The organism is Bizionia hallyeonensis (assembly GCF_042657385.1).
GTDB classification, from domain to species: domain Bacteria; phylum Bacteroidota; class Bacteroidia; order Flavobacteriales; family Flavobacteriaceae; genus Algorimicrobium; species Algorimicrobium hallyeonense.
Map to the genome: position 1 here is coordinate 448,639 of NZ_JBHSLA010000002.1, position 14,530 is coordinate 463,168.

Genomic DNA, 14,530 nt, shown 5'->3' on the forward strand with positions numbered 1-14,530 from the left:
GCTATAAATAACGCTCTTTAATAATGTCTATATGATGCTTTTCTTGACCTATTAGCACGAATCCTATAGCCCTAACAGACATTTCTGCGTTGCTAGCAACGCCTATTTGCTCTAACATTTTTTTTGAAAAACTACTAAACAAGGCAATAGTTGATTCGCGTAAATCTAAATAATCGTTTAGTAATTGCGCTCGAGTTCGCCTGTTTGCCACGCTGGCTAACACATAATCATCTTGTTCAAACCCTGGTAAGGGTGTTTTATCTTGGCGCGCAAAACGCAAGGCGCGATATACAAAAACATGTTCGGTATCTATGAGGTGTTGTAAAATTTCTTTAACAGTCCACTTACCTTCAGCGTAACGATATTCAAGCTTGTCCTCCGGAATAGATTCAAAAAACGCTTTGGTGGCTGCCATACCATACTCCAAACCAACTAACAAACTTAATTCACCACCTTTTTTAATATAATTGGCATAAAATGATGCATATTCCGAATCTGGTATTTCTTTTACGAACATAAATTTTTATTTAAAAGTACTAAAAAAAGCGCTTCTAATAAGAAGCGCTTTGAGCTTTTAATTATATACAAAAAGCCTACATATTATTAAAAATAGAATGCATTAAGCGTTTCTTATCGTTTAAGCTTTCTTCCAATGATATCATGGTTTCTGTTCTATAAACCCCTTCAATATCGTCAATCATAAAAATAACCTCTTTGGCATGTTCCGTGTTTTTAGCACGTATTTTACAAAACACATTAAATTTACCTGTTGTAATATGAGCAACCGTAACATAAGGAATTTCATTTATACGCTCCAAAACAAATTTGGTTTGTGAGGTTTTTTGAAGAAATACACCAACATACGCAATAAATGCATAACCTAGCTTTTTATAATCCAAGGTAAGCGATGAACCCTTAATTATTCCAGCTTCCTCCATTTTTTTAACACGAACATGTACTGTTCCTGCAGAAATAACTAATTTTTTTGCTATATCTGTAAAAGGAACACGTGTGTTATCAATTAACATTTCAAGGATCTGATGATCTATATCGTCTAATTTAAATTTTGCCATTTTTTAATTTCTTTAAATAAAAAGCAAAAATAAGACATTAATTTTAAATTATATCTACCAAATGTCAAGTTTTAGCCACTAATAATGAATAGTTTTCATTATTTAACCATACGCTATCAATTTCGTTTCCAACTTGCAACGGTGAATGATTGAAATCTAAAACTTTAGCTCCTTTTGCATCCAACTCTCTGTGACCAAAATAACCATCAAGCGGTTCCAGTTTCTCTATTTTAGGTACAAACTGGATTGTATTGTTTATTAACATTTCCTGATACTGGACACCAACATCTATAGGTTTATTTTGGTGTAACACATTTCGAATAATGATATCCAAAAAATACGTCCCGTTTTCCGGGATTTTTAGATAGTCCTGATAACCTTCACCCGTTAGTTCACGTTTAGAAATAGTATCTAAAGCCACCATTAATGATTTATATATAAAAGCACGGGTTATTTCCCGATTATAATCGTTTGAATAATGACCAGCTTCAAACAAAACGGTGGGAACACCTAAACTTTGAAATGTATCACCCACGCAGTTATGATTAAATCCATCATCATACAATGCCACCTGGTTTGGAATGTATTTTTGCAAATCCGCCTGCATTGCTGCAATTAGTTCCATGGCTATTTTACGTGTATTAGTAATCGTACGTTCTGCATCTTCTGCTGGAGACAGGAATGATACCGTAGCAGATTGTGATGTGTTATCCACACTAAAAATAGTTCGTTGTCCATGTAAATTGAAACAGAAGTTTGGCTTAAACCGATTAAAACAATCACGTAAAACTCTACTTTCCGGTTGGGATAAGTTCTGCGCATCGCGATTTAAATCCACATTATTAGCATTTAATCGCGTATAGACTTCTGCGCCATCAGGATTTAAAATAGGAATAATTAATATGGTGCAAGCGTCTAAAATAGAGTTTTGTGTTTTAAACGTATTTAAAACATCAAAAAGAGCTTTGGTGGTTGTGGTTTCATTTCCGTGCATTTGCGACCAAAGCATTATGCGTTTTTGTCCAGTTCCTAATTTAATAGAATAGATAGATCGTTTTTCAACCGACAATCCTTCAACGGAAACCGTAACATTTTTGGGTAGTATTTTCAACAGTGGTTCTATCATGGAATTGGTAATATACCGACCCGATAATCGAAGTTCTTGAAAAGGATTTAACGTCGTGTCTAAAGCGCTTTGATACATATGTAAATTTGATATGTTACAAAGGTAAACAAATACTAATTTACAATTGTAAACAAGGAGTTATGTTGAATTGTTTAGGATTGTATACAGGCGTACTCTAAAATACCGTTAGCATTAACACCGAAATAATGTTTTTATAAATTTACTATTTAATTAATTCTATTTCAGTTAATTAAATACCTGCATTTAAAGCTTTAAGTTACCATTTAAGTTAATATTATTAGAATTATAGTGTGATTATTACGAATAATATTTACATTTGTAAAAGCAATTCACTTTAGTAACAGTTTACAATGATAAACAGTCCGGAATTTTCAAAACGTCTAGAAAAAGTCATTAAATTTTATGATGAAACGGCCTCCTCTTTCGCTGAAAAAGTAGGTGTTCAACGCTCAAGTATTTCTCATATTTTATCTGGAAGAAATAAGCCAAGTCTAGATTTTGTTATGAAAGTTTTAGAAGCTTTTCCCGATGTAGAATTGTATTGGTTATTAAATGGTAAAGGCACATTTCCAAAATCGGAAACAAAAATTCTAGAGACTCCAACGCCATCGTCAAATTTAGCTTCAAATAAAAATTCAGAAATACCAAGTAACCAAATTTCAGAAGAGCTCAAAACACGTCCTTCAAATAGTAATAAAGAAATAGATAGAATTGTAATTTTTTATAAGGACGGAACATTTCAGAATTTCAATAATTAGGAAAAGTTTTTATCAGTTTTAAAATAATTCACTCTTGAGACCTATGGCAATATCATAATGTTTCTTAATTTTGTTTAAAATTTGAATTATGAAACTCCTTTTATGTGTCTTTTTAGTGCTTTTTATGAGTTGTTATCAAGTGGAAAGACAATGTGTAGATTATCAAACCGGGACATATACGAGTAGTATAACGATAAATGACTCTACCTATCACTCGGTGTTCACGAGAACCAAAGACTTACAAGTAGAAACGTATAAAGGTCACGTAGATTCCACAACGGTTCGTTGGATTAACGATTGTGAGGTTGTTTTTAGAACCATAAACCCTAAAAACATGCAAGAGCGCAAGGATATTCATTTAAAAATATTAACCACAACAGATTCAACTTACAACTTTGAATACTCGTATGTGGGTGAAAAAATAAAACAAAAAGGAACCGCTAAACGCATAGATTAATATGTTAGATTTCCTATTTACGACTGATGCCATCATGGCATTACTTACCTTAACGTTCCTAGAAATTATTTTAGGTATTGATAATATCGTTTTTATATCCATTGCCGCCAATAAGCTTCCTGAAGATCAACGTGCCAAAGCTACAAATATTGGCTTGCTATTAGCTATGGCTCAACGGATTATCCTATTGTTTTTTGTTAGTTTCTTAATAGGTTTATCCAAACCATTTTACACGATAGATACGGATTGGCTGCATGTAGGGATAAGCTGGCAAGCCATAATCCTGTTTGTAGGAGGTTTGTTTTTAATTTATAAAAGCACCTCTGAAATTCGTGAAAAGGTAGAAGATCCGGGACATGATGAAGCTGGCGTTAAGGGCAAAAAAATTACGACTTTAAATCAAGCTATTGTTCAAATATTAATTATAGATTTTATTTTCTCTATAGATTCCATCTTAACAGCTGTTGGTATGACGAATGGTTTGCACGAAAACCACAATTACAATTTAGTATTAATGATATTAGCAGTTGTTATATCCATTGGAATTATGATAGGTTTTGCTAACCCTATTCGCAAATTTATTGATACACATCCAAGTGTGCAATTGCTTGGTTTGGCTTTTTTAATTTTAATTGGGTTTATGCTAATTACGGAAGCGGCGCATTTATCGCACACCGAATTATTTGGAAAAACGGTTGGAGCCATACCAAAAGGCTATCTGTATTTTGCTATAGCCTTCTCCATATTTGTAGAATTTTTAAACTATAGAATTGCTAAAAAACGACAGAAAAAGGACCATTTAAATTAATGACATTGAATTATTAATTTAAACCAAGTGATTAAAATATAAAAACATGAAAAAAGTAAGCCCAAAAGTTTTATACCTTATATCTACAGGTTTAATTTTAACTTCAATTTTCTTTAAGGAAAACACACCTATGCTTTACTACGCATGTATAATTGGAGGTATTTTAGCTTTTCTAATTGCTGCCGCCTCATATTTTAGAGATTAATTACTTTTTAAAATAGGGTAGCTTGACCTTTATCATCTATACTTCCTGAATTTGAATCCGTATCATCGTCATCATTTTTGGAATCATTGATTTCTTTAGTTCTTTCAGGCTTCGACTCTTTATCTGAATCACCCGATTTTACTTCTGTTTCATCTATAACATCTAGCTCTTCGGCTGGAATATTCTCTGGAGCTTCATACAGCAAAGGCTCCATCAAATCAATTTGTTTTACTTTATCCTTGGTTAATTGATTTCCTAAAGCCGAAATACCTTTAACAGCAATAAACTCATCCAAATTCACTTCCATGTTATCTTTCCGGTCTTTACCGCGTTCTTTGGTGAATTCCACTTGCGCCATGGGTTTCCAGTCTGTTGAAACAATTTCTAATTGCGAATTTTCATGTTCTGAAATAAATAATTCCTCCCGACTTTCATTTTCAACTAAAAAGCGCTTCACATAATAGCGTTCTTTTTCACCGTCAAAATAAATTGCAGATATTGGTTTTTTAGGAATCCATTTTTCCATAACAATCATATCATCATCAAAATGAGTTGTTACTTCTGGGACAATGGTTTTTATTAATCCAGATTGTCTGATTATTAAAATGCGGTCTTCCCCTCTAAATTCGCCAACCAAATCACCACGACCATCCACATTTAAACGTCTAACCGTATCATCAAACCAGATTTTTCGCGGTTTTAAAGTAGAAACACCTTTCTCTTTGAGTTCCACTTTTTTAATGGCGTGTTTGGTAACAACATTCCCTTTAGAACTTCGACCTTTTATAATAATATCAGCAAAGTCCACATCCCATTTTAGCTTTTTAATACTTCCTACTTGGCGCAACGAAACGGTTACGACTTCGGCTTCACCATTTGGATTGGCTGAAAAATACCAAAGTTTGGAGTTTTTTGAGCCGTTGGTCATATCGTATTCCTTGTCACGTGTCATAGAGGTTACCGCAAAACGTTTCACATAGGTTGGACCTGTTTTACCATCCCGATACATCATATTGTAAATAGTACGTTTGTCCTTCTTCTTGAAAACAGCTACATGAATAATGTCTTTACCAATAAAGGTTTTAGCATCCACTTTGGTCACCATCATTTTACCGTCATTAGTAAAAACAATAATGTCATCAATGTCACTACAATCGCCAACATACTCGTCTTTTTTAAGAGACGTTCCAATAAAACCTTCTTCCCTATTTACGTATAGTTTCGTGTTTCTGATAACGACTTTTGTAGCATCAACATCTTCAAAAGCACGAATTTCAGTTTTACGTTCTTTGCCTGCACCATATTCTTTTTTTAGACGCTCAAAATAAGTAATAGCATAGGCAATTAAATTTGCTAAATGATGCTTCACTTCGGCTATTTGATCTTCTAAAGCATCAATTTTTTGTTGGGCTTTATCAATATCAAATTTAGAAATACGTTTGATTCGAATTTCTGTTAAACGCACAATATCTTCTTCCGTGATTGCGCGTTTTAAATGTTTTATATGCGGTTGTAATCCTTTATCAATAGCCTGTATAACACCTTCCCAGGTTTCTTCTTCTTCAATATCACGATATATACGATTTTCAATAAAAATACGCTCTAAGGATGCAAAATGCCATTGTTCTTCAAATTCACCCAAACGAATTTCTAATTCGCTTTTTAAAAGCTGAACTGTATTATCTGTTGAACGACGCAACATTTCAGAAACACCAATAAAGAGTGGTTTATTATCTTCAATAACACATCCTAAAGGCGAAATAGACGTCTCACAGTTTGTAAATGCATATAGCGCGTCAATGGTTTTATCTGGGGAAATACCTCCTGGCAAATGCACTAAAATCTCTACGTTGGCAGCTGTATTATCTTCAATTTTCTTGATTTTGATTTTACCTTTATCATTGGCTTTCAAAATAGAATCGATTAAGGACGATGTATTGGTTCCAAACGGAATTTCAGTAATCACCAAGGTATTCTTATCGTATTGTGAAATTCTGGCACGCACGCGTACTTTTCCACCTCGAAGTCCGTCTTTATAATCCGAAACATCCGCAATTCCAGCCGTAGGAAAATCTGGATAAATGGTAAAACGTTTACCGTTTAAGTGTTTAACCGAGGCATCAATTAATTCGATAAAGTTATGTGGTAATATTTTTGTGGATAAACCAACAGCAATCCCTTCGCCTCCTTGTGCTAATAAAAGCGGGAACATAACCGGAAGATTTACGGGTTCTTTTCGACGACCATCATAACTAGCCTGCCACTCGGTGATTTTAGGATTGAAAACAACATCCAAGCCAAATTTAGAAATACGCGCTTCAATATATCGCGACGCTGCAGCACTATCACCAGTTAAAATATTTCCCCAGTTTCCCTGTGTATCAATCAGCAAATCTTTCTGACCAATTTGCACCATAGCATCAGCAATACTGGCGTCTCCATGCGGATGATACTGCATGGTATGTCCCACAATGTTGGCCACTTTATTATAACGACCATCATCTAAATCCTTCATGGAATGCATAATACGCCTTTGAACGGGCTTAAAGCCATCTTCAATTGCGGGAACCGCACGTTCAAGGATCACGTAGGATGCATAATCTAAAAACCAATCCTTATACATACCAGTAATTCTGGTAATGGTTTCTTTAGTTTCTTCTGGTTCAGGTAGGTTATCGTTGATGTCGTCGCTCATTAACTCTGCTCTTTTCTATTTTGTTTTACCATTTTCCGCAATGACTGCTTCATATACTTCCGTTTCTTTTTAGCTACTAGCGTAATATTAAAACGCTCTTTTTTAACATGTTGGCCATTTTTGCTATCGATAAACAGCACCAATTCCTTGTAGATGATGTAGTTATTAATTTTAAATCCTGATAGTCTGGATTTATCAAATTCTACGGTATGTTCACGATAATTTAAATAATCAGACAGCAGCAAACCTTTGTTGGTAACGGTAACTTTCAAGCCGTCGCTGTCATATTCAAAATACTTGGATATAAAATGCACGGTTAAAAATAAGGCTATGAAGATTAAAAAAATCACAAAAAATGCTACAATGGGGTTATTGTCAATCTCACTAAACGCTCTAAAAATGGTTAACCAAAGCACAGCAAGAACTATCAGTATAAAATATACTGAAATAATGACGTTTTTTACCTTTTCATTACTCGTTCTCATTTAACCTCCTCCACAATGTCAAGTTCTACTTTAAGATTATTTATAATGAATTCCTGACGATCTGGTGTGTTTTTGCCCATATAGAAACTTAACAAATCTTCAATAGACATATTATCATCCAACATAACAGGATCCAAACGAATATCCGCTCCGATAAAATGCTGAAATTCATCAGGCGAAATTTCACCAAGACCTTTAAATCGGGTTATTTCTGGTTTTGGTTTCAATTCTTCTATGGTATTTTGGCGCTCTTCCTCTGAATAACAATAAATGGTTTTTTTCTTATTACGAACACGAAACAATGGCGTTTGCAAGATGTATAAATGTCCGTCTTTTATTAATTCTGGGAAAAACTGAAGGAAAAATGTAATCAATAATAACCGAATGTGCATACCATCCACATCGGCATCGGTAGCAATAACCACATTATTATAGCGCAAATCTTCCAGAGACTCTTCAATATTTAAAGCAGCTTGAAGCAAGTTAAATTCTTCATTCTCATAAACAATTTTCTTTGTTAAACCATAACAGTTTAGCGGTTTTCCTTTTAAGCTGAAAACGGCTTGTGTATTTACATCACGTGATTTTGTTATACTTCCAGAAGCTGAATCTCCCTCTGTAATAAACAAGGTTGTTTCTAAATTACGTTCGTTTTTAGTATCTCCAAAATGAACACGGCAATCACGCAATTTTTTATTGTGAAGACTCGCTTTTTTAGCACGATCTTTTGCTAATTTCCGGATTCCGGATAATTCCTTACGCTCACGTTCAGCCTGAAGGATTTTACGCAAAATCTTATCCGCAGTTTCAGGGTTTTTATGTAGAAAGTTGTCTAGATTGGTTTTAACGAAATCGTTGATATAGGTTCTTACCGTTGGCAAGTCGCCACCCATATCTGTAGATCCTAATTTGGTTTTCGTTTGACTTTCAAAAACGGGTTCCATGACTTTAATGGAAATAGCAGAAACCACAGATTTCCGCACATCTGATGCATCAAAATTCTTATTGTAAAATTCACGAAAGGTTTTTACTAAAGCTTCACGAAAAGCCGATAAATGAGTACCTCCCTGCGTGGTGTTTTGTCCGTTTACGAATGAATAATACTCTTCGCTATATTGTGTTTTACTATGCGTTAACGCAACTTCAATATCATCGCCTTTTAAGTGAATAATGGGATACAGCAAATCGTTTGCATTGGAATTTTCCATAAGCAAGTCCTTCAAACCATTTTCACTAAAATATTTTTCGCCATTAAAAACAATTGTTAACCCAATGTTTAGGTATACATAGTTTTTAAGCATTTTAATGATGTACTCATTACGATACTTATAATTCTTAAAAATGGTTTCGTCTGGAACAAACGATACTTTAGTTCCTTTTCGGCGAGATGTATCATCAAGTAGTTCTTGATTTGTCAGATTTCCTTGTTCAAATTCTGCAGAAGCTGATTTGTTATCTCGAGTCGATTCGACTCTAAAATAACTGGAAAGCGCATTGACAGCCTTCGTACCGACACCGTTTAATCCAACCGATTTTTTAAAGGCTTTACTGTCGTATTTTCCACCGGTGTTCATTTTGGAAACCACATCTACCACTTTACCTAATGGAATACCGCGACCATAGTCGCGCACCGTTACCTTATTGCCATGAATAGAAATTTCAATGGTTTTTCCAGCTCCCATGACATACTCATCAATAGAGTTATCCAGAACCTCTTTAATTAGAATATAAATACCATCATCAGCTGAAGACCCATCACCCAATTTACCAATATACATTCCAGGACGCATTCGGATATGCTCTTTCCAGTCCAGAGAACGGATATTATCTTCGGTATATTTGGTTTCTTGAGACATAAATAGGGTGATTTTGGATATGACGCTAATATAAGGTTTCGTATGAAAAAATGAAACCCCTATTTTGTAAAGTAATTAACAATAAAAATGGCTGGCTGTTGAGAACATTATACCCTATTGTATGACTAGGTAATTTCTCAAGTAATATTTTGTTTTTTAGGAATAATGGATTAAAAATCGCTCATAATTTACCTATAAATAACAATCTGTTAGAAACAGATGATGGTTTATTTAATAAAGTGAATAAGTATAATTCACACTATTTCTTAAGCATTTCTAAAATAAAAAACGAATCCTGAAATGGGGCTTTTATTAACTAAACAATTGTCAACCATGGTTATAAATAACAAATGGTCACAAAATTTTCTTTAGAATTAAAGGAGGGATGGGTTTTATTCAATTATTTTAAATTTAAAATAGTTTACAATCAAATCCTTATTGCCAATATATTTAAGAATTTAATATTTACAAGTGCCAATTAATTTTGAGATTTTCCAGCCAGAAATGCAAAATAAAGTAGTGGAGCGATTACGATAACCCCTGAAATTATTAAGGCTGTTACAAGTACAAATTTAAATACATAAACTAAAACAACAAATGCAACAATAGCAATTCCAATAAAAATTAATAGTTTCTTGCCCATAATTATTTATGATTTTATATCTAAATATACACTTTTTTATGAAGCGCCTACTAATTTAGTTCAATTAATGCCTTAATTAATAAACTACTATTTACAAAAAACCTATGACTTATAAACTCTATTAGGCAATAATTATTAAAGGCTTATAAAAATATTCACACTTTCATAATTAACCTAATTTGAATAACCTTGTAACGAATTATACATTAAACAAGAAGTGCATGACATCACCATCTTTTACGATATAGTTTTTTCCTTCCACGCGCATTTTACCAGCTTCTTTTACTTTTGCTTCGCTACCAAATTGTACATAATCATCATACGCAATAACTTCAGCGCGGATAAAGCCTTTTTCAAAATCAGTATGAATAACACCAGCCGCTTGAGGCGCTGTTGCTCCAACTTCTACAGTCCAAGCGCGTACTTCTTTAACACCTGCAGTAAAATAGGTTTGTAAATTTAATAATTTATAAGCCGAACGAATTAATTTAGCAGAACCTGGTTCTTCTAAACCAATATCAGCTAAAAACATCTGACGCTCTTCGTAATCGTCTAATTCATTAATATCAGCTTCTGTTCCTACTGCTAACACTAAAACTTCAGCATTTTCATCTTTAACGGCTTCACGAACCTTATCAACATAAGCATTACCTGAATTTGCGGAATCTTCATCCACATTACAAACATACATCACAGGTTTATCCGTAATAAATTGACTTGGTTTTACAAAATCGATATCTTCTTCTTCCGAGAATTCCAAAGCACGGACTGAAATACCAGCTTCCAAACCGGCTTTTATTTTAAGTAAAACCGCTTCTTCTTTCTGCGCCTCTTTATTTCCGGTTTTGGCAGCTCGCTTCACCTTTTCCAGTTTTTTCTCAACTGTTTCTAAATCTTTCAGCTGCAATTCCATATCAATGGTTTCTTTATCACGAATAGGATTCACGTTACCATCCACATGAACAATATTATCATTATCAAAACAGCGTAACACGTGTAAAATAGCGTCTGTTTCTCGAATATTAGCTAGGAATTGATTGCCAAGACCCTCACCTTTACTCGCGCCTTTTACTAAACCAGCAATATCAACAATTTCAACAGTTGCAGGTAAAACACGTTCCGGATTCACCAAGGACTCCAATTTTTCAAGTCTTGGATCTGGTACATTAACCACACCAATATTAGGTTCTATGGTACAAAACGGAAAGTTAGCACTTTGCGCTTTGGCATTTGATAAACAATTAAATAATGTTGATTTTCCTACGTTTGGTAATCCTACAATGCCTGCTTTCATATCTCATAGTCCTGCGAAAGCAGGAATCTCTTTTTAAAGTTGTACTTATTTTTACTGCTTTCACGTTTCGTTAAGCAGCCGCAAAGGTAACTAATTACTTGAATAGTTTGAATAAGGTTTTTAGAAATTGTTAAAGACCTTAATAATAATGTGTTTATGCTTTATAAAACCCATAAAAATATAAAACCTCCAGATTAAGCTGGAGGTCTTTATTACGAAAGGGCTTACCCAATTCTTAATTCTTAATTCTTAATTCTTAATTCTTAATTCTTAATTCCAATTTACGCATCTGGATGCATAAAACGCTGCTTAGCGTTTAATTCCTCTTCCGTTTCAACATGTGCATCATCAGGCACACAACAGTCTACAGGACAAACAGCCGCACATTGTGGTTCTTCATGAAAACCTTGACATTCGGTGCATTTATCAGGAACTATGTAGTAAATTTCATCACTTATTGGCTCTTGGGCTTCTTCAGCATCTACCTCTTTACTGTTTGGTAAAACCACCTTTCCGTTTAGGCTGGTGCCATCTTTATAGCGCCAATCATCAGCACCTTCATAAATAGCGGTGTTTGGACATTCTGGCTCACAGGCACCACAATTAATACATTCGTCTGTTATTATAATTGCCATTGTTTTCTATATTTTTTAATCTTTCGATATAATTTTTAATAAAGGTTTCTTTTGAATTTCCAATAATTAATCCAGATTATCAAAATTAAAACCTTTTGTTGCTCACTTGCTTTATGTAAATTTGCAGTTGCAAAAATAAAGCCAAAACCATTCATAACCAAATCATACATGGATTTACGACAAAGAATTAACGCGTTTGTTGAATTAGGGAAATTTCTTAAACAATTTTCTACCGATCCCTTTGAAGAAAACAACGCAGTTTTACATAACAATTTGTTTTTTGACGGCTTTAAACATCAAATAAAAATTGCTCAAGAACATAATGCCTGGTTTACTAGGGAGAATCTTATTTTCTCTTTTAATGGCTGGTCTAAATCACTGACTGAAAGCAATATTAACCAATGGCTTAACAACTATAACTTTAACAATGTTAATCCTAAAAAGGTCGCAATTATAATGGCTGGAAATATCCCTTTAGTAGGTTTTCACGATTTTTTATCGGTTTTAATTTCCGGACATCACGTGGTTGTAAAACAATCTACTAATGACAAACATCTATTACCTTTTTTAGCTAAATATCTTGAAACGGTAGAGCCAGAATTTAAAGGAAAAATTAGGTTTACTGCAGATAAGCTCGATAATTTTGAAGCCGTAATCGCTACTGGAAGCAATAATACAGCTCGATATTTTGAATATTATTTCAAAGGAAAGCCGTCAATTATTCGTAAAAACAGAAATTCTTTAGCTGTTCTTTCAGGTGATGAAACGGAAGAGCAATTAGAAGCGCTTTCCGAAGATATTTTTAGATACTACGGCTTGGGTTGTAGAAATGTATCAAAATTATTAGTGCCTAAAGATTACGATTTTCAAAAATTCTTTAAGGCTATGTACAAGTGGCACCCTATAATTCACCAAAATAAATACGCCAATAACTACGATTATAATAAGGCAGTTTATTTAATGAGCGAATTTGATATGTTAGAAAATGGGTTTTTAATGATTAAAGAAGACAGTAGCTACGCCTCGCCTATTGCTACGGTTTTCTATGAATACTATTCGGATGCAAAAGCTTTAAAGAACAAGCTTCAAGCCGATTCTGATAAAATTCAATGTGTGGTTGCTAGCGGTTTAGTAGATTCTGAAGTTTCCTTCGGACAAACGCAAAATCCGCAGCTTTGGGATTATGCAGACAACGTAGATACCATTTCGTTTTTGTTAAAAATTAGTTGATAAGTTATTGATTTATTACCTGCTTTTTTATGAGAATTTAGCACCTTTGTAGCCATCACAGATTATATTAATTTCCGACTTTCTTCAGAAACACTGAAGGTTAAGCACGGAAATAACAAACTATATTATTCCATGAAACGACATAATTTTAGTGCAGGACCTTGCATTTTACCGAAAGAAGTGATGCTTAAAGCATCAGAAGCTATTTTAGATTTTGATAATGGTTTATCATTAATCGAAATTTCCCACAGAAGTAAGCCCTTTGTGGATGTTATGGAAAAGGCACGTGCTTTGGCTTTGGAATTACTCGGTTTAGAAGGTAAAGGCTACAAAGCTTTGTTTCTTCAGGGAGGTGCTAGTACACAGTTTTTAATGGTAGCTTTAAACCTACTTGAAAAACGCGCAGGCTATTTAAACACAGGAACCTGGGCAGATAAAGCTATTCAAGAAGCACGTATTTACGATGATGTTTACGAAGTGGCTTCATCTAAAGATGCCAACTTCAACTTCATCCCAAAAGGTTACGATATTCCAACAGATTACGATTATTTCCATTGCACATCTAACAACACCATTTTTGGAACACAAATGAAATCCTTTCCAGAATGTGATATTCCGATGGTTTGTGATATGAGCAGTGATATTTTTTCGCGCCAATTAGATTTCACCAAATTCGATTTAATATATGCGGGTGCTCAAAAAAATATGGGTCCTGCGGGAACAACATTAGTGGTGGTTCGTGAAGATATTTTAGGAAAAGTATCTCGTAAAATTCCATCAATGATGGATTATAAGGTGCACATTGGTAAAAGCAGCATGTTTAACACACCGCCCGTTTTTGCCGTTTATACATCCATGTTAACTATGGAGTGGCTTAAAAATTTAGGTGGCATTCCAGCTATTGAAAAAGAAAACAACAAAAAAGCGCAATTAATTTATAGTGAAATAGACCTGAACCCATTATTTAAAGGTTATGCTATGAAGGAAGATCGTTCCAAAATGAATGCGACTTTCAATTTGACCAACGAAGACTTAAAAGAAACTTTTGAAACCATGTTGGACGAAGAAGGTATTAACGGGCTTAATGGTCATAGAAGTGTTGGCGGATATCGCGCATCTATGTACAATGCCATGCCGTTAGATAGTGTTGGTGTTTTAGTGGATATTATGAGTGAACTGGAACGTAAAGCGTAACAGTTAAATAAAATAACAAATTGTGTTTAATTATAAGCTCTCTTGTTTTT

At 34.0% G+C, this 14,530-nt stretch carries 15 protein-coding genes; 6 read left to right on the top strand and 9 right to left on the bottom strand.

The features are described from left to right. Position 1 precedes the first annotated feature (1 nt). The 3 genes from ACFPH8_RS07465 to ACFPH8_RS07475 form a co-directional block, all read right to left on the bottom strand. Entirely contained in the window at positions 2-517 is a 516-nt protein-coding gene (locus tag ACFPH8_RS07465; protein WP_376859794.1) for a DinB family protein, read from the bottom strand. Positions 518-593: 76 nt separating this feature from the next. After that, complete coding sequence (locus ACFPH8_RS07470; protein ID WP_066248062.1) at positions 594-1,073, bottom strand: Lrp/AsnC family transcriptional regulator; 480 nt, start codon at positions 1,071-1,073, stop codon at positions 594-596. Between the two features lie 64 nt (positions 1,074-1,137). Beyond that, complete coding sequence (locus ACFPH8_RS07475) at positions 1,138-2,277, bottom strand: M14 family zinc carboxypeptidase (RefSeq protein ID WP_376859796.1); 1,140 nt, start codon at positions 2,275-2,277, stop codon at positions 1,138-1,140. Positions 2,278-2,570: 293 nt separating this feature from the next. On the opposite strand from ACFPH8_RS07475, the gene ACFPH8_RS07480 reads away from it, so the two are divergent. The 4 genes from ACFPH8_RS07480 to ACFPH8_RS07495 all read left to right on the top strand — a co-directional run bounded on the left by ACFPH8_RS07480 (position 2,571) and on the right by ACFPH8_RS07495 (position 4,448). Then, the gene (locus tag ACFPH8_RS07480; protein ID WP_376859798.1) at positions 2,571-2,978 is read left to right on the top strand and encodes a helix-turn-helix domain-containing protein; all 408 of its coding nucleotides are present in this window, start codon (positions 2,571-2,573) and stop codon (positions 2,976-2,978) included. An 88-nt stretch (positions 2,979-3,066) separates the two neighbouring features. Next, positions 3,067-3,435 (top strand): DNA topoisomerase IV, encoded by a 369-nt coding sequence (locus ACFPH8_RS07485; RefSeq protein ID WP_248399463.1) that lies wholly within the window; start codon positions 3,067-3,069, stop codon positions 3,433-3,435. 1 nt (position 3,436) lies between these two features. Next, positions 3,437-4,243, top strand: coding sequence for a TerC family protein (locus ACFPH8_RS07490; protein ID WP_376859801.1), 807 nt, complete (start codon positions 3,437-3,439; stop codon positions 4,241-4,243). A 46-nt stretch (positions 4,244-4,289) separates the two neighbouring features. Further along, complete coding sequence (locus ACFPH8_RS07495) at positions 4,290-4,448, top strand: hypothetical protein (protein WP_248399459.1); 159 nt, start codon at positions 4,290-4,292, stop codon at positions 4,446-4,448. A gap of 7 nt (positions 4,449-4,455) precedes the next feature. On the opposite strand, the gene ACFPH8_RS07500 is transcribed toward ACFPH8_RS07495, so the two are convergent. The 6 genes from ACFPH8_RS07500 to ACFPH8_RS07525 all read right to left on the bottom strand — a co-directional run bounded on the left by ACFPH8_RS07500 (position 4,456) and on the right by ACFPH8_RS07525 (position 12,056). Continuing rightward, entirely contained in the window at positions 4,456-7,143 is a 2,688-nt protein-coding gene (locus ACFPH8_RS07500; RefSeq protein ID WP_376859803.1) for a DNA gyrase/topoisomerase IV subunit A, read from the bottom strand. Beyond that, complete coding sequence (locus ACFPH8_RS07505; RefSeq protein ID WP_248399455.1) at positions 7,143-7,628, bottom strand: hypothetical protein; 486 nt, start codon at positions 7,626-7,628, stop codon at positions 7,143-7,145. Before ACFPH8_RS07505 ends, ACFPH8_RS07500 begins: the two co-directional genes overlap by 1 nt. Continuing rightward, the gene (locus ACFPH8_RS07510; RefSeq protein WP_376859805.1) at positions 7,625-9,484 is read right to left on the bottom strand and encodes a DNA topoisomerase IV subunit B; all 1,860 of its coding nucleotides are present in this window, start codon (positions 9,482-9,484) and stop codon (positions 7,625-7,627) included. The genes ACFPH8_RS07505 and ACFPH8_RS07510 overlap by 4 nt, the downstream gene beginning before the upstream one ends. A gap of 478 nt (positions 9,485-9,962) precedes the next feature. After that, positions 9,963-10,127, bottom strand: a complete 165-nt coding sequence (locus tag ACFPH8_RS07515) for a hypothetical protein (protein ID WP_376859807.1) — start codon at positions 10,125-10,127, stop codon at positions 9,963-9,965. Positions 10,128-10,326: 199 nt separating this feature from the next. Beyond that, entirely contained in the window at positions 10,327-11,421 is a 1,095-nt protein-coding gene (ychF, locus tag ACFPH8_RS07520) for a redox-regulated ATPase YchF (protein ID WP_248399450.1), read from the bottom strand. A 281-nt stretch (positions 11,422-11,702) separates the two neighbouring features. After that, a complete protein-coding gene (locus ACFPH8_RS07525; RefSeq protein WP_376859810.1) occupies positions 11,703-12,056 on the bottom strand; it encodes a 4Fe-4S dicluster domain-containing protein in 354 nt (117 codons plus the stop codon). A 168-nt stretch (positions 12,057-12,224) separates the two neighbouring features. On the opposite strand from ACFPH8_RS07525, the gene ACFPH8_RS07530 reads away from it, so the two are divergent. Together ACFPH8_RS07530 and serC are read left to right on the top strand one after the other, a co-directional pair. Beyond that, a complete protein-coding gene (locus tag ACFPH8_RS07530) occupies positions 12,225-13,286 on the top strand; it encodes an acyl-CoA reductase (RefSeq protein WP_376859812.1) in 1,062 nt (353 codons plus the stop codon). A 132-nt stretch (positions 13,287-13,418) separates the two neighbouring features. Continuing rightward, complete coding sequence (gene serC, locus ACFPH8_RS07535) at positions 13,419-14,480, top strand: 3-phosphoserine/phosphohydroxythreonine transaminase (protein ID WP_248399444.1); 1,062 nt, start codon at positions 13,419-13,421, stop codon at positions 14,478-14,480. Positions 14,481-14,530 lie beyond the last annotated feature (50 nt).

What these genes read in the sequence shown, in the direction of transcription:
- ACFPH8_RS07495 (WP_248399459.1), top strand. Translation starts at nt 4,290, where the DNA reads ATGAAAAAAGTAAGCCCAAAAGTTTTATACCTTATATCTACAGGTTTA.
- ACFPH8_RS07490 (WP_376859801.1), top strand. Translation starts at nt 3,437, where the DNA reads ATGTTAGATTTCCTATTTACGACTGATGCCATCATGGCATTACTTACC.
- ACFPH8_RS07475 (WP_376859796.1), bottom strand. Translation starts at nt 2,277, where the DNA reads ATGTATCAAAGCGCTTTAGACACGACGTTAAATCCTTTTCAAGAACTT.
- ACFPH8_RS07480 (WP_376859798.1), top strand. Translation starts at nt 2,571, where the DNA reads ATGATAAACAGTCCGGAATTTTCAAAACGTCTAGAAAAAGTCATTAAA.
- ACFPH8_RS07530 (WP_376859812.1), top strand. Translation starts at nt 12,225, where the DNA reads ATGGATTTACGACAAAGAATTAACGCGTTTGTTGAATTAGGGAAATTT.
- ACFPH8_RS07485 (WP_248399463.1), top strand. Translation starts at nt 3,067, where the DNA reads ATGAAACTCCTTTTATGTGTCTTTTTAGTGCTTTTTATGAGTTGTTAT.
- serC (WP_248399444.1), top strand. Translation starts at nt 13,419, where the DNA reads ATGAAACGACATAATTTTAGTGCAGGACCTTGCATTTTACCGAAAGAA.
- ACFPH8_RS07505 (WP_248399455.1), bottom strand. Translation starts at nt 7,628, where the DNA reads ATGAGAACGAGTAATGAAAAGGTAAAAAACGTCATTATTTCAGTATAT.
- ACFPH8_RS07465 (WP_376859794.1), bottom strand. Translation starts at nt 517, where the DNA reads ATGTTCGTAAAAGAAATACCAGATTCGGAATATGCATCATTTTATGCC.
- ACFPH8_RS07525 (WP_376859810.1), bottom strand. Translation starts at nt 12,056, where the DNA reads ATGGCAATTATAATAACAGACGAATGTATTAATTGTGGTGCCTGTGAG.
- ACFPH8_RS07470 (WP_066248062.1), bottom strand. Translation starts at nt 1,073, where the DNA reads ATGGCAAAATTTAAATTAGACGATATAGATCATCAGATCCTTGAAATG.
- ACFPH8_RS07515 (WP_376859807.1), bottom strand. Translation starts at nt 10,127, where the DNA reads ATGGGCAAGAAACTATTAATTTTTATTGGAATTGCTATTGTTGCATTT.
- ACFPH8_RS07510 (WP_376859805.1), bottom strand. Translation starts at nt 9,484, where the DNA reads ATGTCTCAAGAAACCAAATATACCGAAGATAATATCCGTTCTCTGGAC.
- ACFPH8_RS07500 (WP_376859803.1), bottom strand. Translation starts at nt 7,143, where the DNA reads ATGAGCGACGACATCAACGATAACCTACCTGAACCAGAAGAAACTAAA.
- ychF (WP_248399450.1), bottom strand. Translation starts at nt 11,421, where the DNA reads ATGAAAGCAGGCATTGTAGGATTACCAAACGTAGGAAAATCAACATTA.